The 19724-nt window shown below is 64.1% G+C and carries 17 protein-coding genes and 2 pseudogenes; 8 read left to right on the top strand and 11 right to left on the bottom strand.

Features of this window, described 5'->3' with window-relative positions; genetic code table 11:
* Positions 1-87: 87 nt before the first annotated feature.
* A pseudogene (locus GGQ90_RS30010) lies at positions 88-570 on the top strand (LysR family transcriptional regulator); the annotation flags it as partial.
* Positions 571-667: 97 nt separating this feature from the next.
* Positions 668-1030, top strand: coding sequence for a type 2 periplasmic-binding domain-containing protein (locus tag GGQ90_RS29330; protein ID WP_246428271.1), 363 nt, complete (start codon positions 668-670; stop codon positions 1028-1030).
* On the opposite strand, the gene GGQ90_RS16185 is transcribed toward GGQ90_RS29330, so the two are convergent.
* The 3 genes from GGQ90_RS16185 to GGQ90_RS16175 are packed head-to-tail and all read right to left on the bottom strand — an operon-like array spanning position 1017 to position 4840.
* Positions 1017-1946, bottom strand: coding sequence for an NAD-dependent epimerase/dehydratase family protein (locus GGQ90_RS16185; protein WP_188083113.1), 930 nt, complete (start codon positions 1944-1946; stop codon positions 1017-1019). The genes GGQ90_RS29330 and GGQ90_RS16185 overlap by 14 nt on opposite strands.
* Positions 1943-2497: a cupin domain-containing protein gene (locus GGQ90_RS16180; protein ID WP_188083112.1), complete on the bottom strand. Its 555-nt coding sequence runs from the start codon at positions 2495-2497 to the stop codon at positions 1943-1945. The genes GGQ90_RS16185 and GGQ90_RS16180 overlap by 4 nt, the downstream gene beginning before the upstream one ends.
* Positions 2498-2557: 60 nt before the next feature.
* Positions 2558-4840, bottom strand: a complete 2283-nt coding sequence (locus GGQ90_RS16175) for a TonB-dependent receptor (RefSeq protein WP_188083111.1) — start codon at positions 4838-4840, stop codon at positions 2558-2560.
* Positions 4841-4964: 124 nt separating this feature from the next.
* On the opposite strand from GGQ90_RS16175, the gene GGQ90_RS16170 reads away from it, so the two are divergent.
* From GGQ90_RS16170 to GGQ90_RS16145, 6 genes are all read left to right on the top strand, one after another.
* Positions 4965-5879 carry a LysR family transcriptional regulator gene (locus GGQ90_RS16170; protein WP_188083110.1) on the top strand — a complete coding sequence of 305 codons (915 nt, stop codon included), beginning with the start codon at positions 4965-4967 and terminating at the stop codon, positions 5877-5879.
* 81 nt (positions 5880-5960) lie between these two features.
* The gene (locus GGQ90_RS16165) at positions 5961-7076 is read left to right on the top strand and encodes an FAD-dependent oxidoreductase (protein WP_188083109.1); all 1116 of its coding nucleotides are present in this window, start codon (positions 5961-5963) and stop codon (positions 7074-7076) included.
* Positions 7077-7119: 43 nt separating this feature from the next.
* On the top strand, positions 7120-8022 hold the full coding sequence (locus GGQ90_RS16160) for a VOC family protein (protein ID WP_188083108.1): 903 nt from the start codon (positions 7120-7122) through the stop codon (positions 8020-8022).
* Between the two features lie 3 nt (positions 8023-8025).
* Positions 8026-9183 (top strand): alpha/beta fold hydrolase, encoded by a 1158-nt coding sequence (locus GGQ90_RS16155; RefSeq protein ID WP_188083107.1) that lies wholly within the window; start codon positions 8026-8028, stop codon positions 9181-9183.
* Positions 9180-9971: a cyclase family protein gene (locus tag GGQ90_RS16150; RefSeq protein ID WP_188083106.1), complete on the top strand. Its 792-nt coding sequence runs from the start codon at positions 9180-9182 to the stop codon at positions 9969-9971. The genes GGQ90_RS16155 and GGQ90_RS16150 overlap by 4 nt, the downstream gene beginning before the upstream one ends.
* Before the next feature lie 2 nt (positions 9972-9973).
* Positions 9974-10942: a fumarylacetoacetate hydrolase family protein gene (locus GGQ90_RS16145; RefSeq protein WP_188083105.1), complete on the top strand. Its 969-nt coding sequence runs from the start codon at positions 9974-9976 to the stop codon at positions 10940-10942.
* Positions 10943-11099: 157 nt separating this feature from the next.
* Here GGQ90_RS16145 and GGQ90_RS16140 read toward each other — a convergent pair.
* From GGQ90_RS16140 to GGQ90_RS16105, 8 genes and pseudogenes are all read right to left on the bottom strand, one after another.
* A pseudogene (locus GGQ90_RS16140) lies at positions 11100-11420 on the bottom strand (type IV toxin-antitoxin system AbiEi family antitoxin domain-containing protein); the annotation flags it as partial.
* Between the two features lie 82 nt (positions 11421-11502).
* Positions 11503-12183: an RES family NAD+ phosphorylase gene (locus tag GGQ90_RS16135; RefSeq protein WP_188083104.1), complete on the bottom strand. Its 681-nt coding sequence runs from the start codon at positions 12181-12183 to the stop codon at positions 11503-11505.
* Between the two features lie 16 nt (positions 12184-12199).
* Positions 12200-12586, bottom strand: coding sequence for an MbcA/ParS/Xre antitoxin family protein (locus GGQ90_RS16130; protein WP_188083103.1), 387 nt, complete (start codon positions 12584-12586; stop codon positions 12200-12202).
* Between the two features lie 314 nt (positions 12587-12900).
* Positions 12901-15615, bottom strand: a complete 2715-nt coding sequence (locus GGQ90_RS16125) for a xanthine dehydrogenase family protein molybdopterin-binding subunit (RefSeq protein WP_188083102.1) — start codon at positions 15613-15615, stop codon at positions 12901-12903.
* Positions 15612-16091 (bottom strand): (2Fe-2S)-binding protein, encoded by a 480-nt coding sequence (locus GGQ90_RS16120; protein WP_188083101.1) that lies wholly within the window; start codon positions 16089-16091, stop codon positions 15612-15614. The genes GGQ90_RS16125 and GGQ90_RS16120 overlap by 4 nt, the downstream gene beginning before the upstream one ends.
* Entirely contained in the window at positions 16088-16957 is an 870-nt protein-coding gene (locus tag GGQ90_RS16115) for an FAD binding domain-containing protein (protein WP_188083100.1), read from the bottom strand. Before GGQ90_RS16115 ends, GGQ90_RS16120 begins: the two co-directional genes overlap by 4 nt.
* Positions 16954-17625 (bottom strand): SRPBCC family protein, encoded by a 672-nt coding sequence (locus GGQ90_RS16110; RefSeq protein WP_188083099.1) that lies wholly within the window; start codon positions 17623-17625, stop codon positions 16954-16956. The genes GGQ90_RS16115 and GGQ90_RS16110 overlap by 4 nt, the downstream gene beginning before the upstream one ends.
* On the bottom strand, positions 17625-19712 hold the full coding sequence (locus GGQ90_RS16105; RefSeq protein WP_188083098.1) for a PQQ-dependent dehydrogenase, methanol/ethanol family: 2088 nt from the start codon (positions 19710-19712) through the stop codon (positions 17625-17627). Before GGQ90_RS16105 ends, GGQ90_RS16110 begins: the two co-directional genes overlap by 1 nt.
* Between the last annotated feature and the right edge of the window lie 12 nt (positions 19713-19724).

Genomic DNA, 19724 nt, shown 5'->3' with positions numbered 1-19724 from the left:
TCGCTCTCCTGTCTAATTCTGCAGAAAGCCTAGCGCGTCGCCGACCAATCAATATAACTACTTATATCTATATGTTGGATCAGTTTTATGGATTACCGTAGGCTCGACCTTAACCTGCTGGTGGTGCTGGATGCCTTGCTGGAGGAACGCGGGGTTCACGCGACCGCCCGACGACTCAACATGAGCCAGCCGAACGTCAGCTTCGCACTCGGTAAGCTGCGGCAATTCTTCCAGGACCAGTTGCTGGTGCGGATCGGCAATGCCATGCACCCCACCCCCATGGGCGACCGATTGCGGGAACCGGTCCGGCGCATATTGGAGATGGTCGACGCCGACCTGCTGGGGCTGCCGGTCTTCGACCCGCTCCACGCGGAACGCTGCTTTTCGATCAGCACATCCGACATTGGCGAGCTCGTCTTCCTGCCAACCCTGCTGGAGATACTCAAGGAACGCGCGCCGCGCGCGACCCTGCGCTCCCACTCCATGCCGCCACATGAGCTGGAGCGGGCCATGTCTGACGGCGTGGTCGATATGGCGCTTGGCTATTTCCCGGATCTTCAGGGCAGCAATTTCCTGTGCCAGACATTGTTCGAGCATCCCTTCAGCTGCATCGTGCGCAAGGATCATCCTGACGTCGGAGGCGCGCTTTCTCGAGCAATTCTTGGACATGGGCCATATCCTGGTGTCGCAGAAGGGACGGAGCCAGGAACTGGTGGAAATTCGAATACAGCAGCTCGGACTGTCCCGCCGTATCCAGCTTCAATCGCCCCACTTCATGAGCGTACCGCTGCTTGTGGCCGGGTCCGACCTCATTTCGACCGTGCCGCATGCGGTCGCTGCCATCTTCGCCACCATGGCGCCACTCAAGCTCTTGCCGCCGCCATTCGAAACGCCGCTGATAAGCCTCCAGCAATTCTGGCATCGGCGCGTCGATCGCGATCCGGCGATCGTCTGGTTTCGTACTCTCGTGGCGGAACTCTTCCTCGGCCGTGATCCGTCCATGCCGGCGGGCCGTGCTATCGGGCGATAGAGGGGGCTTGCGCGCGGATCGAGGCGAACACCGAAGCAATCAGCGCCTCAAGGCTGTCGTCGGATTGGAAGCCGGCCTCTGTCGCTAATGGCGTTGTAAGGGCCGGCTGGGATCCGAACAGGCGTTGAAGCTCAGGATCAGGTGCGTGGTGGACCTTCGCCGCGTCTGAGAACATCTGCTGAACCAGTTCTCCGATGGTGACATGCAGGGCAGGGCAGGTCAGGCTTCTACCGTCCTCAATGTCGCAATGGAGCGCATGGATCAGGTTCCAGGCTGCCTGCCGCCCCGACAAAATCCAGATGCTGGCCTCTGCTGATACGGGCAAGGTCATCGGCTCCTGCTCTATTGCCGCATGGAAGAGGTCGCTCATGAAGGCGGAAGCAAGACCGCTTGGCCCCATGGGCCGGGCAACGATGCCGGGCAGGCGCAGTCCGACACTCTTGATGCTCCCCCGACGAGCAAATTGCGGCAGAGCGATCTCGATCATGCGCTTATGCGCGCCATAGAGTGTGGCGGGGGCAGGCATAGTTTCATCATCGACGGGTGAAGGCGTCGGCCCCAATATCGCGATCGAACTGGCATAGACGAAGCGACAGGGGCGCCCGATCTGGTCCAGATGCTCGAGGATGGCGAGCGGGGCATCGACATTGATGCGGCGCGCAAATGCAGGCACCTGCTCCGTCGCACCGCCGGGAACGGCGGCGAGATGGATGATGCGATCGACCCCTTCGAGCAGTGCGTCGAGATGCTCCGTGGCAGCCAGGTCGAAAGCGACGGCGTCAAAACCGCTGCCGATCGGTATGGGTGGCGCGGTTCGATCCGTCAGCCTGACAGCGCCATGGCCGCCCTGATCGGCCAACAGGCGCGCAACTTCCTGGCCGACAAACCCAGATGCGCCGGTGACCAGCAGGGTCATGCCAGATCGTCGCCGAAGACTCCGTCGATGAGGATGAAAGCGATCCGGCAAGGCGCGCCGGAACGGTTGATCCAGCCATGATTGGTGCCGCGCTGAATGATGATGTCGCCGGCATGGGCAACGGTTTCGCCCTCATCCATCATCAATGTGATGCTGCCCGAAAGCAGGATGCCATAGTCGATGGAACGGGTGCGATGGAAACTGGCATGCCGATCGGATGTCTTGCCGACATGCGCATCGCTGCCGCCGATCGCATCGAACACGGCATCGAAATCTGCCCCGGCCTGCTCCGGTGGGATGTCCAGGACACGGATGCGCGTCCCGCCCGGCGGTGGCGCCAACAGCAGATGCGTTTCGGCAGGTTCGGCGTCGTTCCGGTCGAGGAGGGCTGGTGTCTGCCTGGTATTCCAGACTTCGTGGAAGACCAGGCCCTCCTCCCCCAGATCGTCGAAAACCCGGACCGGGGGCGCATCGCTGGCGATGCGCGATCGTCGATTTGCGTCATGACCGGTCACGATACGACGGAAAGAGGTGCCGGGTTCTGTACCCATATCATTCTCCTGAAGCTCGCGCAGGCCAAGGGGTGGGACGCGCGACCGGATTTGGATCGACTAGAAGCGGAATCCGGCACGCACGCCATAGGTGCGGGGCGGTCTTAGCTGATTGTATATGACGCCGGGCTTTGCCGGGCTCTGCAGCGAGTTGGCGAACACCAGCTCATCCTCGATATTGTTGATGAAGCCGGTCAGGGAGAAATTGCCCGACGGGGTTTCGTAGGTGAGCCGCGCATTGGACATCATGTAGGAACCCTGCCGCCCCAGATCGAGGAAATCGAGCGAGAGGTAACGCGAGGTTTCGATCCGCGTATCGGTTGCCGCAATCAGCTTGCCATGATCGCCGAGTTGGAAGCCATGTTCATAGCCCAGATTGAACACCCACCTGGGCGCGTTGACCAGCGGTCGGCCCGAACAATCCACATCATAGATCCGGGCAGCCGGTGAGGCGCCGGTCTGGCTCGTGGGTGTTACCGTGCAGCCGATGACGGGCGCCGTGCCGGTCGTCGAATAGGCCTGATAGGTCAGTTCGTCATATTTGCTGTGCAGATACTGGATATTGGCCGAGAACTGGTCATGGCTCGTCGGCTGGAACAGCGCCTCCAGTTCAAGGCCGTAGATTGTGGACTTGCCCGCATTTTCAGTGGTGAAGACCGGACCGTAGATCGCTCCCGCCGGTGTGCTGGCAATCTGGACCGGGCCAAGATGCGAAATCTGCTGGTCCTTATATTTCCACAGGAAAGCTTCCGCGTTCAGCTGGACCTTGTTGTCGAAGAACCGGTTTTTTGATCCGATCGTATAGGCGGTCATGTTTTCCGGCGCGGAATAGTTGCGCCCGGTTGCAGCAAACAGCGCGCCCGATTTGAATCCGGTCGAAACCGATGCGTAAAGCAGCGAATGCGGTCCGGCATCGAACTCCACACCGGCCTTCCATGTGACCTTGTTGAAATCCACATCGGTGCGTGGATAGCTGACGATATCGAGGATGATCGGGGTGAAGTTGCCCTGGGCTGGATTGACGAAACCGACGAAGGGAAGCGTGTGCGCCTCAGTTGTCTGGCGTTTCCCGTCGGTCGTGTATCGCAGCCCCCCGGTCAGCCGGACTCTGTCGGTTACCGAAAAAGTCGCCTGGCCGAAGGCGGCGAGGCTTTCGGTATCCAGCTCCGAATTGAGCCGGGTGCCATTGCTGGCCTGATCGAACAGCTGCCGGGCGCTCACATCCTCGGCGAAATAATAGCCGCCCAGCACCCATTCGAGAGCGCCGCTATGCCCGCCCAGGCGGGTTTCGAGCGACATCTGGCTCGACTTCTCCTGGACGTCGATCAGGAAGCTAGAGGCATAGGAGCGAAAATCGAGATCCGTCTTGCGATAGGCAGGAATGACGGTGAGCGTCGCGAAGCCGAGATCCGCGTTGAGCGTCAGCGCTGCGCCGAAGAAGTCATTATCCTGATAGCCATCATCGCTGGCGACCGCCTGGGGGACCGGCGGTGTCGGCGAACGCGATGAATAGGCCGCAATGACGCGTGGATCGCTGGGCCCGAGCCGATGCTTTCCGTCGAGCAACGGCATAATCGTGCCGCCCGAGCCCATTCCGGCCACATGCGCATAATCGACCGACAAGGTGGCATCGAGGCCGGTGCCGGTCTCGCCACGCAACTGGGCGCGAACAGCCTGGGTATGCTCGTCGTCATAGCCATCGCTGAAATAGCCGTCGCGCTTCACATATTGCCCTGCGATGCGGAAAGCGAGCTTCTCGCCGAGTGGCAGGTTGAGAGCAGCCGATCCCTTGAGCGCGTCGTAATTGCCATATTCCGCGTTGATATAGCCGGAGGTTTCGCCAAGCTTGGGCTTGGCGGTAATGACGTTGACGGCGCCGCCGGTGGCATTGCGACCATAGAGGGTGCCCTGGGGGCCTTTGAGCACCTCGACCCGCTCAAGATCATAGAAGAGACCGGCCGGTGCGGCGGGGCGAGACAGATAAACGCCATCGAGATTGAAGGCGACGCCCTGCTCCGCAAAGGCATTGGCACCAAAGGTGCCGACGCCGCGCAGATAGATCTGGGTGAAGGATGCGGCTGGCGCCACCTGAAGCGCGGGCACGACCCGGGTCAGATCATTGGCCTGGGTGATGCTCTGCTTGATTAGTGTATCGCCGGCCACTGCGCTGACGGCAATCGCCGCCTTCTGGAGATTTTCGCTACGCCGCTGTGCTGTAACGATGATGTCGGCGATGCCGGATGCCTGGGCCTGCGTTTCCTCGCCGCTGCCCTGGTCCTGTGCCAAGGCCGGCGTGACCGGGATCAATATCGCTGCAGCTGTCGCCAGTAGGACCGCCTTCATGCCTGTCTCCTCTCCTGATGTGCGCGCCTATGCCGACGCATCTGTGAGGAAAGAGTAGATCAGTTATGGTCCATAGGTTAAATCATTTGATCTTATCGTTATCCAATCATGGAATGGATGGATCATGCGTTTCCGCGGTCTCGATCTCAATCTTCTCGCTGTCTTCGAAGGGCTCATGCAGACACATTCGGTGTCCGGCGCGGCGCGGCAGATGCATCTCAGCCAGCCCGCGATGAGTGCTGCCCTGTCCCGGCTGCGTGACTATTTCGGTGATCCCCTGTTGGTGACCCATGGCAAACGCATGTACCCGACCGCCTTCGCCGAAAGTCTGGCGCCGCTGGTGCGCGAATGCCTGGGCGGGATTGAAACCCTGCTCGCAACATCGGCCTCCTTCGATCCTGCTACCTCACAACGGACCTTCAAGGTCATCGCGTCCGACTATGTGATCACAGCGCTTGTCGCTCCCTTGATGGCGGACCTGTCCACTCTGGCGCCCGGTGTAAGGCTGCAGCTGATCTCGCCTGATCAGCACAGTCCCGAACTGATCGGTGATGGCAAGGCAGATCTGATGATCAGTCCGCGCGAATTTCTCTCCGCCGATCATCCGACAGAATTGCTGTTCGAGGAAGAGCATGTCGTCGTGGGGTGGAAGGACAGCCCTTTGCTTCAGGCTTCACTCGACGAAGCAAGCTTTCTGGGCGCGGGCCATGTCGGCGTCGCCATTGGCTCGCGCTCCAATATCGCCTTTGCCGATCGACATCTGGCGCTGATGGGCAAGCATCGCCGGATCGAGATCTCGACCTCGTCATTCACGACCGTTCCCTGGCTATTGGTGGGAACCCAGCGGCTGGCCGTCATGCATGAGCGCCTCGCACGGGCGGCCATGCGCCTTTTCCCGCTGACGTCGGTGCCGATGCCCTTTGCCTTCCCGGTGATGCAGGAGCTGGTGCAGTTTCATCAGACTCGCGCTGCTGACGAAGGGCTTTTCTGGCTTCGAGAGCAATTGCGACGGATGGCAAATGATCCACAAAATGGATGAGTGATGATCCAAACAATCGAATTTTGAGATTGAAAAGCGCAGCTTAAACTCTCCCCAGAACAAATTGGAGGAGAGCGAGACTTGGAAGCGCAGCGCATATTGGTCATTGGCGGCGGTATCGGGGGCCTGACGGCTGCGATCGCCCTGCGCGCCAAGGGGCATCAGGTCGATGTTATCGAACGTGATCCTGACTGGTCTGTCTATGGCGTGGGCATCATTCAGCAGTCCAATGTCGTTCGGGCGATGGCGCAGCTCGGCCTTCTCGACGATTATCTGTCCGCAGGGGTCGGCTTCGACGCGATCGAAATCTTCCTGCCCAACGGGACTAAAATTGCCCGCGTGCCTTCGCCCCGGCTGGTCGAGGGAAAGCCCGCCAATGTGGGCATCGGTCGGCCCGCGCTCCACAAGGTCCTGGGTGATCGCACGCTGTCCAGCGGCGCGATCGTCCGCCTTGGCGTGACCGCCGAGCGCATCATCGACGAAGGCGACGGCGTGGCTGTCGATTTCTCGGACGGCAGCAGCGATCGCTATGATCTGGTTGTGGGTGCGGACGGCGTTTATTCGCAAACCCGCGACGCCATTTTCCCCGATGCGCCCAAGCCCCAATTCACTGGCCAGGCGGTGTGGCGTTACAATTTCGCGCGCCCGACCGAGCTTGATGCACTGCAGGTCTATAACGGCCCAATCGGCGTCGGTCTCGTGCCCATCTCGGACGCGCTCATGTACATGTACGCGACCACGCCCGAACCCGAAAATCCGCGCTATCCGCTCGATGGGCTGGCAGCGGTCATGCGTGCCAAGCTTTCGGGGACCGCGCCAGCTATCCAGGCGCTGGCGCAGGAGATCACGCAGGATAGCGCCGTGGTCTATCGCCCGCTCGAAGGCCTGCTGGTCGAAGGGCCATGGCACAAGGGCAGGATCGTCCTGCTGGGAGACTCCGTCCACGCGACCACGCCGCATCTGGGCCAGGGCGCGGGCATGGCGATCGAGGACAGCCTCGTCCTGGCCGATGAACTCTCCAAACATGATGATCTAGAGAGCGCTTTTGCAGCCTATCATGCCCGCCGGTTCGAACGGTGCGCCTATATCGTGCGCGCCAGCCTCGCCATTTGCCACGGTCAGATCGGCAAGGGGCCGCCTGTCGATAACGCGGCCGCTACCCATGACATGTTCGAGATGATCGCCGAGCCGATCTGAGGCGGCAGTCCGCCTCCCATGCATTTACCCAAGGAGTTATCTGATGAGCCGCGTTTCTGAAATCCGCTATGTCGGCTATGCCGTGCCCGATCTGGAGGCCGAACGCGCCTTCTATGCTGACCAGTGGAAGCTGGTCGAGGCGGGCGAAAAGGATGGCATGGTCCATTTCGCGGCCGATGGCGGCGAGGAAGCCTATGTCGTGCGGCTGCGCGCCGCGACCGACAAGCGCATCGACGTGATCGCGCTCGCCGCCGACAGCCGGGCCGATGTCGATGCCCTGCATGATCGGATCGCGGCATCGGGCGCGCGGATCATCTCCGCCCCGCACGATCTCGACACGCTGGGCGGCGGCTATGGCTTCCGCTTCTTCTCGCCCGACGGCCTGCCCTTCGAGATTTCGAGCGATGTCGCCCGGCGCGAACCCCGCGCCATCGCGCAATGGGAAGGCGTACCGCAGCGGATCAGCCATATCGTGCTGCATTCGCCGAACCATCAGGCTCTGGTGCAGTGGTTCTGCGACGTGCTGGGCTTCAAGGTGTCGGACTGGCTGGGCGACTTCATGTGCTTCCTGCGCTGCAATGGTGCGCACCACCGGCTCGCCATCCTGCCCGGGCCGCCCTGCCTCAACCATGTCGCCTATGACATGCTGAGCGTCGACGACATGATGGTCGGCATCAACCGGCTGCGGCAGAAGGGCACCGACATTCGCTGGGGGCCGGGGCGCCATACGGCCGGGAACAATACATTCAGCTACTTTACCACGCCTGCCGGCTTTGCCGTCGAATATACGTCGGAACTGGAGGAGGTCGATTTCGAGGGGCATCAGCCGCAGGTCCATGTGCCCGGCCCCAAGGTGATGGACCAGTGGGGCATCGGCGTCGGCGGCCCGCAGACCATGCCGCATCCCGAGGCCGACAAGGGCCTGTTCCAAGCGGTGGAGGCATAAGCCGTGGCGCTGTTCGAATATTTCCCCAATTATATCTGGAATCTGTCGGTCGCGATCGCGATGGAATCGGGCGCGCAGCTCGGCGAGATCATCGACATGTGCAAGCCGATCCGTGACGCCGCCGACAGCGGCGCGGACGCAGGCACGCCCATGTTCATGAAGGCCTGGGCGGCGATGGGCGACAAGCTGCTCGAACTGGCGGCGCAGGATGAGGCCCAGGGCCGGCTCTTTTCCGCCTCCAACAAGATGGAGCGCGCCGCGCTCTATCTGATCACCGCCGAGCGGATGCAGGGCCATGGCGCGCCCGGCCGCGAGGCGACCTATGCCAAGGCGCGAACCGCCTTCGATCGATCGACTGGGCTTGGCCGGATCAATCGCGAGCGGGTCGAGATACCGCTGGCGACGGGAACGATGCCGGCCCTCTTCACCCGCGCGCCGGGCGAGGGGAGGAAGCCGGTCGTGGTCTTCTGCAACGGGCTCGATAGCTGCAAGGAGCTGCTCTACTGGACGCGCCTGCCGCAGGAACTGGCACGGCGCGGCATTTCGACGCTCTGCGTCGACCAGCCAGGCTCGGGCGAGGCGCTGCGGCTCCAGCATCTGCCTGTCGATCCGCACAGCGAAAGCTGGGCCAGCAAGGCGGTCGACTGGCTGGAACGGCAACCCGATGTCGATGGCCGGGCGATCGGTATGACCGGCATTTCACTCGGCGGGCATTTCGCGCCGCGCGCCGTCGCCTATGAACCGCGCTTTGCCAGCGGTGCGGTCTGGGGCGCCAACCATAATTGGCGCGAAGTGCAGGACAAGCGCATGGCGCGCGAGGGCGAGAACCCGGTCCCCCATTATTGGGCGCATGTCCATTGGGCGTTCGGGGCGAAGGATCAGGATGACTTCCTGGCCAAATCCGAAGCGATGAACCTCAACGGTCATATGGACCGGATCAAGGTGCCCTTCCTGGTCACCCATGGTGCGCAGGATCGCCAGATCAGTGTCGATTATGCCGACGATCTCTACGATCAGCTCGTCAACGCCCCCCGCCGTGAGAAGAGGATCTTCACGCCGCGCGAAGGCGGTGTCGAACATGTCGGCGCCGACAATATGGCCTATGGCCGCGACTGCATCGCCGACTGGTTCGCCGAAACGCTGGGAGGCAAGACCGCATGACCCGCCGCTTCGTCGATCTGTCGATCATGCTGTGCAACGATGTGGTCAGCGACCCGCCGTTCCTGAAACCCGAGATCACCTACCAGACCCATGCCGACACCGCGCATGAACTGGCGCTGTTCTTCCCCGGCGTGACGGCGCAGGACACCCCGGACGGCGCCGGTTTCGCGGCGTCCGAATGGGTGAAGCTGACCACCCATAGCGGCACGCATCTTGATGCCCCCTATCATTTCCATCCGACCATGGATGGCCGCGACGGCGAGCCCCAGCGGTCGATCACGATCGACGAAGTGCCGCTGGAATGGTGTTTCCAGCCCGGCGTGAAGCTCGACTTCCGGCATTTCCCCGATGGCTATGTCGTCACCGCCGCCGACGTCGAGGCGGAACTGGCCCGCATTGGCCACAGCCTCCAGCCGCTCGACATCGTCCTCGTCAACACCGCCGCCGGCAAGGCCTTGGGCCAGCCCGACTATGTCAATCGCGGCTGCGGCATGGGCTATGAGGCGACCATCTATCTGACCGAACGGGGCGTGCGCGTCACCGGCACCGATGCCTGGTCCTGGGATGCACCGTTCAGCTACACCGCGCAGAAGGTCAAGGAGACCGGCGACACCTCGCTGATCTGGGAAGGGCACAAGGCCGGCCGCGATATCGGCTATTGCCATCTGGAAAAGCTGCACAATCTGGAAAGCCTGCCAAGCCATGGCTTCATGGTCAGCTGCTTCCCGCACAAGATCAAGGGCGCATCGGCCGGCTGGACCCGCGCGGTCGCGATCTTCGAGGAATAGAGATGCGCCTTGCCACCCTCAGCAACGGCCAGCCGGATGGCTGCCTGATCGTCGTCTCCCGCGATGCCCAGCGCCAATTACCTGCGGACGGCATCGCCGCCACCCTTCAGCAGGCGATCGAGCAATGGAACAGCGTCGAGCCGGCGCTGCGCCAGCTTGCCGATCGGCTGGCACAGGGGGACGGCGACGCGCTGGACGAAAGCCGGCTGCTCGCGCCTCTGCCCCGTGCCTGGCAATGGCTCGACGGTTCTGCCTTCCCGCAGCATGGCGAATTGATGCAGAAGGCGTTCGACCTGCCGCCGATCGAAACCGACCGGCCGCTCATGTATCAGGGCCTGTCCGACCGCTTTTTGTCGGGAACGCAAGATGTGGCGCTTCCCAGCGAGGCCGATGGCATCGATTTCGAAGGCGAATTCGGCGTCATCACCGATGCCGTGCCGATGGGCACGTCCGCAGAGGACGCCCTGTCCCATATCAAGCTGGTCCTGCTCATCAACGACTGGTCGCTGCGCGCGATCGCGCCGATCGAGATGAAGACCGGCTTCGGCTGGGTCCAGGCCAAGCCCGCCTGTTCGGTCGCGCCCTTTGCCGTGACGCCCGATGAACTGGGCGAGGCATGGCAGGATGGCCGCGTTCATCTGCCGCTGGAGGTTCATGTCAACGGCGCCTGGTTCGGAAATCCCCATGGCGGCGAAATGGCGTTCGGCTTCCATGAACTCGTCGCCCACGCTGCCCGCACCCGCGATCTGGTCGCTGGCACTATCATCGGATCGGGCACGGTATCAAACGCCAATTTTGCGGAGGTTGGCTCCTGTTGCCTGTCGGAACGACGTGCGATCGAGATGATAGAGCAGGGCGCGCCCCGGACATCTTTCCTGAAATTTGGCGATCAAGTTGATCTAGCCGTCGTCAGAGAAAATCAATCCCCGTTCGGACAGATCAACCAACATGTCGTGGCAGCAAAATTCTGATTCCCCGATTTGCATGCGGTCCGGGCATCTTTGATCGACCCAATTTTGTCAGGACAGGCGTTGGCGGGGTATGACTTGAATGGCCGACGTCTGTAGGCGGTCGCTGGGACGAAACCGTCTTTCACGCGTCGCTCAACGAATGACTGCTCTTGGTGGTGCTTTCGAAGCATAGTGTCTTGCGGCCCGGCGATAGGCTCGCCGTGACCAAAGCCGTCTCCGGAATCCAGCCATGATAGGCCAATGCGCTTTCGAACGAGATGTAGCAGCCGGGAACGAGGCTTTGCCCGAGAGCGAAAGGGTGGATCGGATCGCTGCGCTGCTCTTCTCCCAGCACATAGGTGCCGCGCTTCACGCGGATGAGCGACCCGTCCCTCAGAGCGCGATTGACGAGGCCATAGCGGCGCGCATCGCTCCCGCCCAGCAATTCCGCGAGTTGCCGTTCGTTGAAGATGCGCCCGGCAAGCCCTGTCGCGGACATCTGTTAGGCCAAGGATGACATGAAATTCTCGATACTCCAAAGAATGGAAGCTTCGAGAATTTTAGAGTGAGATAGATGGGTCTCAGTCGAAGGCCTTCTTCTCGTAGACCGTCGTGATGGCCGTGCCATCCCATATATAGCAGAGATGGCGCTCCTGGCGGCAGTTCGACAGGAGCCGTGGACGGAAAATCGCCGCGCACTCACCACGCTGATGCCGCACGCTTTGATAGACGATGCCGTCCGAATCTGCGGCGCGCAGTTCCCCGCCCAGTTGCTGGGACGCGCCATAGCCATCCGGGTCATAGAGGTCGGGGCGACTGTCGCGCAGGCCGCGAATATCGTGAAGCTGCGCGTCGAGATCGGCGGCATAGACCCGCATGTCGATCTCCTGCGCGGGTTCATCGGTCGCTGTCAGAAAGCGGGTGCGCGAATGCCGGGTTTCGGCAACGGCGGTATCGATCGACCGGCTGGCATAAAAGACTCCATAGCTGCCATCGGTGAAACGATCGCCCAGCGGATTGAGATGAGTGAACGCCGCCATGATGGCGGTGCTGCCCGGTCCCGATACACGATCCTCCGGAACCACGAGAGCCAGTTCGCCGGCCTCTTCGCGCAGGCGGCTGTTGGTCATGGCTTCTACCAGATAGACAGCCTCAAGGTCCGCCGGATCGGCGACATTCTCGAACAGGTTGATCGGCGGGAAGCGGCTCGACACGATGCGATAGCAGGGCGCCCACCGGATCGGGCTGACGGAAATATCCATGGACTATGCCGCTCGCTCAGCCGCGCTGCGCATCGATATATTGGCGCACGACATAGAGGTCGGCGACATTGCCCGATGTCATCCGGTCAAGCGCCGAACGGCCGCCGAAGACCGGGCTTTTATTAGGTTTGCGGACCCACATGTCGGCCGTCGCCGGGACCAGCATCTGCAACCCCTTGTAGATGCCCATGACATAGGAGATGCGCTCCAGCGCGTCCTTGGGGATGGCGCCGACGTCGCCGCGCTTCCAGGATTGGAAGGTCGATCGGCTGTCGAGACCGAGAAGGCGCATCTGCTCCTGCTCTTTCAAACTCCAGGCATCCGCAATGCGAAAGAAGGTCCGCAGCGCAGGGCCGGACAGATCCTTGCGGCTGGGGATATGTGCGGAGTTAGCGGTTGCCATGGGCTTCTCCATGGCATTCTATATGTTCAATATCGGAGCAAATATCAAGATATGTTCAGATTATAGTCGGTGCAATTTGCCTTCCTGACGGCTCATCACGCCAAGTGCGGGGGACAAAGTGTCAGCAAAGCTGAACTAAAGTCGACATCCATCAAGATACTCATAAATCAGGTTTTTCTCTCGGTTTCTTAGCTGTGGGAAGCCAAATCTCGTCTTCGATCAATCGCAAGCATCAGGTGTTTGCCCTCCCGCAACCCACACTCACGCACAGGCGGTCTCGGATCAGCCGCGACGGCTTTTTGCGTCCCGAAATATTACGCGCGCTCGCCTCTCACCTTGGCCGTGCCGAACAGCCCCATCTTGCACTTGCCGCTCACGCTGCTGCCGGCAAAGGTCAGTTCATATTTGAGCGTGATCGCCATCGGCTTTGTCACCTTCATCTCCCAGCGGACCTGATCGCCGCTCAGCGTGCCGGTAAATTCCTGCGATCCCTGATCGGCCTCCAGCCGCCCCGTCACCCGGTCGCCCGCGACCTGGAAATGCGCCACCATCGGCTGCGGCCCCATCGGTGTTGCCAGCACCAGCTTCCACGCCCCGTCGATCCCCACCGCAATGGCAGGCGCGACGGCAGCAACAGCAGGCGCAACCGGGGCAGGGGCATCGACCTCCGGCGCCCGATGGTCGGGATGGAAGCGGCTGACCGGACGTTCGGGCCAGGGCTGCCCTTCGATCACGGTCATCAGCTTGGCCGGCGTCAGCGGCAGGTCCACCGGCACCTCCCCGAATGGCGCCAGCGCATCGGCGATCGCATTGACCAGGGTCGGCGGCCCGATGATGCAGCCGCCTTCGCCGACGCCGCGAAAGCCGCCTTCGGCCTGTGACGGCGTGTCGGCATGGACATATTCGAAATCGGGCACGTCGAAGATCGTCGGCAGCGCATAATCCTTGAAGGTCGCGGCCGTCGGATTGCCCTGCGCATCGCGCGCGGCATCCTCCAGCAACACGCTGCCGATCGCCTGGGCCAGGCCACCGGCAATCTGTCCCTCGACCACGGCGGGGTTGATCATCACCCCGCAATCCTCGCTGCTGACCCAGCGCCGGATGCCGACGAAGCCGGTGTCGGCATCGACCTCGACGATGCAGGCATGGGCTGCGCTGGTGAAGGTCATGGGCGGCGGATCATAGCGATATTGCGCTTCCAGCCCCGTTTCCATGCCCGGCGGCAATCGCCCCGGCTCGCCATAGGCGATCTCGGCAATCTCGCGCAGCGTCCGCCGCATCTCCGGCGCGCCGGCAACATGGACCATCCCGTCGGACAGGCTAATCGCCTCCGGACTGGCGTTGAGCAGATGGGCGGCCACGGCCTTGACCTTGTCGGCCAGAAGCCGCCCGGCCCGGATCGCCGCGCCGCCGCCGATCACCCCCTGCCGGCTGCCGCCCGCGCCGGGGCCGAACCCGCCGCGCGAACTGTCGCCGTCGAATATGGTGACGTCCTCGATTGGCACGCCCAACTGGTCGGCGATACACTGCGCCATCGTCGTCTGGGTGCCATGGCCCTGCGAATGGACGCTCATCACCGCGACGACCCGTCCGGTCGGTTCGATCCGCAGCTGCGCCAGCTCGCCGGTCATCACGGCGATGCTGCCCGCCGCCCCGGTCGGCTCGATATAGGCGGCGAGGCCCAGGCCCAGATAGCGCCCCTGCGCCCGCGCCGCTGCCTGCTCCGCGCGGAAGGCGGGCACGTCCACCACCTCCAGCAGCTTTTCCAGACATTGCGCCGGCGTGATGTCCTCGCGCGGGATGCCGAGCGGCGTGACCGACGGCTGGTCGGCGGCGGTGCAGAGATTGCGCCGGCGAATCTCCACCGGATCGATGCCGATCTGCCGTGCCGCCCGGTCGAGCAATGTCTCGCGCGCCAGCGTCTCGATCGCCCAGGGGCCACGATAGGCGGCCAGCCCCGGCGTGTTGCTGTACCAGCCGCGCGACACGAAGCTGTAGGCGGGTATATTATAGGCCGCCCACAGGAACATATGGACCGCGATATTGGCGTCCGCCCCCATCGGATAGGCGCCATTGTTGAGCGCATAATCGGCATGGCTGGCGATCAGCCGCCCGTTCGTGTCGAAGGCGGCGCGCAATGTCATTTCCTGCTCGCGCGCCTGGTTGGCGGCGGTCAGATTCTCGATCCGGTCCTCGATCCACTTGACCGGCCGGCGCAGCAGCATGGCAGCAAGGATGGCGGACACCTCCTCCATCCAGGGATGGTTCTTGAGGCCGAAGGAGCCGCCGACATCCTTGGCCACCACCCGCACGCTCAGCCCCGGCCGGTCGAGCGCCAGGGTCAGCCAGCGCGCCACCAGTTGCGGCCCGGCGCAGGTGATATGGACCAGCAATTCGCTCTCGCCCTGCAGGCTCGCCACCACGCCGCGCGTCTCCATCGGCGACTGGGCGATGCGCTGATGGCGGATCGACTGGCTGACCAGATGCGGCGCGCCCGCCAGCAGCGCCTCCAGCGCGGCATCGGCTTCCTCCTCGCCCATCAGCGCGGCGACATTGTCGTCGGTGTCGGGATGGACCCGTGGGCCAAGGCGCGCATCGTCCAGCGTGACGACGGCCGCTTCCTCGGCATAATCGACCACCACCAGGCTGGCGGCATCCTCGGCCAGATAGCGATCGTCGGCGATCACCAGCGCGACCGGATGGCCGACATAGGCGACCCGCCCATCCGCCAGCGGTGTCATCGCCACCTCCACCGGACCAAGGAAGAAGCTCAGCATGGTGACGCCGAACGGCGCCAGATCGGCCTGGGTCAGCACCGCATGGACGCCGGGCTGCGCGCGCGCGACATCGGTGTCGATCGACCGGATCGTGCCGCGCGCGATCGGGCTGCGGACGAAGGCGGCGTGCAGCATGCCGGGCAGGATGATATCATCGACGAAGCTGCCGCGCCCGGTCAGCAGCCGGCCATCCTCCTTGCGCGGCACCCGCTGGCCGATGAAGCGTTGCGCGGAAATCGGCGGCGCACTCATGGCGTGCCATCCTCCGCCGCAAGCTGCCGGATCGCGCGGCGTATCCCCTGATAGCCGGTGCAGCGGCACAGATGCCCCGACATCGCTTCGGTCATCGCCGCTTCATCGGGGCGGGCACCATCGGCCCGCAGCGCGGCCAGGGTCATGACGATGCCGGGCGTGCAGAAACCGCATTGCAGGCCGTGGTTATCCTTCAGCGCCTGCTGCACCGGATGGAGCGTGCCGTCGGCCGCCGCTAGCCCCTCGACCGTGGTCAGGCTGCATCCATCGGCCTGCACCGCCAGCATCAGGCAGGATCGCACCGCGCGCCCGTCGACGATCACGGTGCAGGCGCCGCACACCCCCTGTTCGCAGCCGACATGCACGCCGGTATAGCCCGCCGCCTCGCGCAGCCAGTCGCTCAGCATCAGCCGCCCGTCGACCAGCCCGCGATGCTGCTGGCCGTTTACTGTCATCGATATGCGATGTTCGCTCATGCCGCCAGCCTCCGGTCGAGCGCCTGCATCAGGCCGTTGGCAAAGATGCGCCTACCGACGCTGCGTCGATAGGCGGCGCTGGCATGGCCATCGTCGAACGGTGCGCTGTCGGCGATCGCCAGGTCGGCAATGGCCTGCACATCGATCCGGTCGATCGCCTGGCCGACCAGCGCCTGCTCCGCCTGACGCGCGCGTATCGGCGTCGGCCCCATGCCGAACCAGGCGATGCCGGCCCGCTCGATCCGTCCGTCCGCGATCGCCAGCGCGCCGACCAGCCCGACCAGCGCGAAATCGCCGGGCCGCCGCGCCACTTCACGGAACAGCGGCACCGCATCCGCCGGCCAGGCCGGATAGTCGATCGCCACCAGCAGCTCGTCCGGCGCGATCGCGGTCGCATAGGGGCCAAGATAGAGGTCGTCGGCGGCAATGGTCCGCGCGCCGCGCGTCGACCGCAGGGTCATGGACGCACCCAGCGCCACCGCCGTCGCCGGCATTTCGGCCGCCGGTTCGCCGAGCGCGATCGACCCGCCGATCGTCCCGCGATTGCGGGTCTGGTGATGGCCGACATGGGCCAGCGCGGTGACGAAGACCGGCAAGGCCTGTGCCAGCAGGGGATTGACCAGCGCATCGGCCTGCCGCGTCGCCGCGCCGATCCGCAGGCCGCCGCCATGGGGGGCGATGCCCTGCAATTCGGGCAGATGGCCGATATCGATCAGGATGAAGGGCTGGCTCATGCGCAGCGCCAGCAACGGCATCAGCGTCTGGCCGCCCGCCAGTAACTGCGCGCCACCGCCCGCCTCCGCCAGCAGGGCGCAGGCATGGTCGATGCTGGTGGCGCGGATATAGTCGAACGGCGCCGGCTTCATCGCCGCCCCCTGCGCCCGGCCTCGAACCCGGCCAGCGCCGTCACCGCCAGCAACAGGCCGATCGCCACCATGCCGGTGCTCGCCACGCCGCTGCGCTCCAGCAGCACCCCGGTCGCCAGCGCCAGCAATAGGGCGATGATCCAGCCCCAGGGCTGGCCGCCTGCCGATGGAGCGGCCAGCACCGGAGCTGTCACCGCCGCGACCGGAGCATCCTCCGCCGGCGCGCCACCGCCGCTGACCACCGCGTTGAAGTTGCGGAAGAATTGCCCCGCCAACTGCTTCGCCGTGGCGTCGATGATCGGCCCGCCCAGTTGCGCCAGCCGGCCGCCGACCTCGGCCTCCACCGCATAGGACAGTCGGGTCGTTCGGCCATCGGCGGCCAGCGTCACCTTGGCGCCGCCCCTGGCATGGCCCACCGTGCCGCCCTGGCCCTCGCCGCTGATGCGATAGCCATTGGGGGCGTCGATCTCCGACAGGGTGACGGTGCCGGCAAAGCGCGCGCCGATCGGCCCGATCTTGACGGCGATCTCGGCCCGCAACCGGTCTTCGCCGTCGCGCTCCAGCGACTGGCAGCCGGGAATGCACTGGCGCAACACCGCCGGATCATTGAGCGCCTGCCATACCGCGTCGCGCGGTGCGGCGATCCGCTCCTCGCCGGTCATCCGCATCAGAAGCGCGCCGCCGTCGGCGTGTCGGTATCGGGCTTGCGCGTGCCCAGCGCCTCGCGCGCGGTGGCGCGCAGATAGGACCAGATATTGTGGATCTGCGCCTTGCCCAGCGGGAAGCGCGGCATGCCCCGCTCGGCCAGCGCGCCTTCCTGCACCACCTGGTAGAAATTCTCCTCCGACAGCGACAGGGCGGATTCGCGCAGGTCCGGTCCCGGTGCGCCGGCCCCCTTGAACGCCATGCCGTGGCAGGCGCCGCAGATGAAACCCATCTCCTTGCCGGCCGCCACCGCCTTTTCGTCCAGCACGATTGCAGGATCGTCGAGCGCATGGACGGCCATGTCGCGCGGCGGGGAGGGGGCGAGCCGCGCCTTGCCGCCGATCGCGAAACTCAGCAGCCGGCGGGGCTGGGCGCCATATTTCCAGCCGACATTCAATATCTCGCTGGCCGCCGCCGTGGTGCCGCCCCAGCCGACCAGTAGCGACACATATTGGGTGTCGCCGATGGCATAGCTCATCGGCGCGCCGATGATCCCCAGCCCCGCATTGAAGCGCCACACTTCCTTGCCGCTCGCCGCGTCATGCGCGCGGACATAGCCGTCGGCCGTGCCCTGGAACACCAGCCCGCCCGCCGTCGCCAGCGTCCCGCCATTCCACAGATGGGGCCGCGTCATGCGCCAGCGCGCCTTCTGCGCCACCGGATCCCACGCCAGCAGCGCGCCGGTCAGGTCGTCCTTGTCGCGCTTTTCCGTGATGAAGCTGGCGCTGGCCCCGGTGATGCTGGCCAGGAAGCCCTTGTCCGCCTTCGCGTAGCGGGCGCCGGCCTGCATATAGGGGATATAGGCCAGCCCCGTCTGCGGGCTGTAGCTCATCGCCTGCCAGTTATGGCTGCCCAATGTGCTGGGATAGATGTCGACCGGCCCCTCTTGATAATGGGCATTGGCGGTTTCCACCGGGCGTCCCGTGGCCATGTCGATATGGCTGGCCCAGTTCACCTTGCCGACCTTCTCGGCAGAGATGAGTTTTCCGCTCTCGCGGTCCAGCACATAGAAGAAGCCGTTGGTCGGCTGCTGCATCAGCACCCGTCGGGGCTTCCCGTCGATCGTCACCGTCGCGGCGATCATGTTGGCCGTCGCCTTGTAATCCCAGCTTTCGCGGGGGTTCTGCTGATAATGCCAGATATATTTGCCGCTATCGGCATCCAGCGCGACGATCGAGGCGACGAACAGATTGTCGCCGCCGCCCGGACTGCGCTTCTCCGGATCATAGGGGCCGGCATTGCCGACGCCCAGATAGATGCGGTTGAGGTCCGGGTCGAAGGTCATACCGTTCCACACCGTGCCGCCGGTGCCGGTCTTCCAGTAGGAACCGTTCCAGCTCTTGGCCGCCATTTCCATCACCGGATCGCCGGCATTCTGCTCCGGACTGCCCGGCACCGTCCAGAAACGCCAGACCTGCGCCCCGGTCTTCTGGTCATAGGCGGTGACGAAGCCGCGCTGGCCGATGTCGGCGCCGCCATTGCCGATGATGACCTTGCCGTTGAAGGTGCGCGGCGCGCCGGTCAGGCTGTGCATGGTGCCGGGCGGCAGGGTGTTGACGCTCCAGGCGACCGCGCCGGTCCTGGCATCCAGCGCGATCAGCCGGCCGTCGAGCACGCCGATGAAGATGTGGCCATTGTCGTAAGCGACGCCGCGATTGACCCCCATGCCCATCGCCTGCCGGGTCGGATTGACCTTCCAGATTTCCGGATCATATTTCCAGATCAGCCTGCCGCTCGCCCCGTCGACGGCATAGACCGCGCCATAGCTGCCGCTGAAATAGAGGATGCCGTTCACCGCCAGCGGGGTCGCCTCCAGCGATACCTCGCCCTCCAGGTCGAGCGACCAGGCCAGGCCCAGCTTGCGGATATTGGCGGTGTTGATCGCGCTCAGCTGGCTATAGCCGCTCTCGTCGGCGCTGCCGCCGACACCGGGCCAGTCGGCTCCTGTGCCGGTCTGCACCGCCTGCTGCGCCACCAGCCCCGCGGCAGACGCCGCCAGCGCCAGTCCCGCCACCGTCCGCACCAGAAACAGCCCGCGCGTCCCCCGCATCCGCTCTCTCCC

The organism is Sphingobium scionense, assembly GCF_014197035.1.
Lineage (GTDB): Bacteria > Pseudomonadota > Alphaproteobacteria > Sphingomonadales > Sphingomonadaceae > Sphingobium > Sphingobium scionense.
The sequence above is the reverse complement of the archived record's forward strand: the minus strand, read 5'-3'. Positions and strand labels throughout refer to the sequence as shown.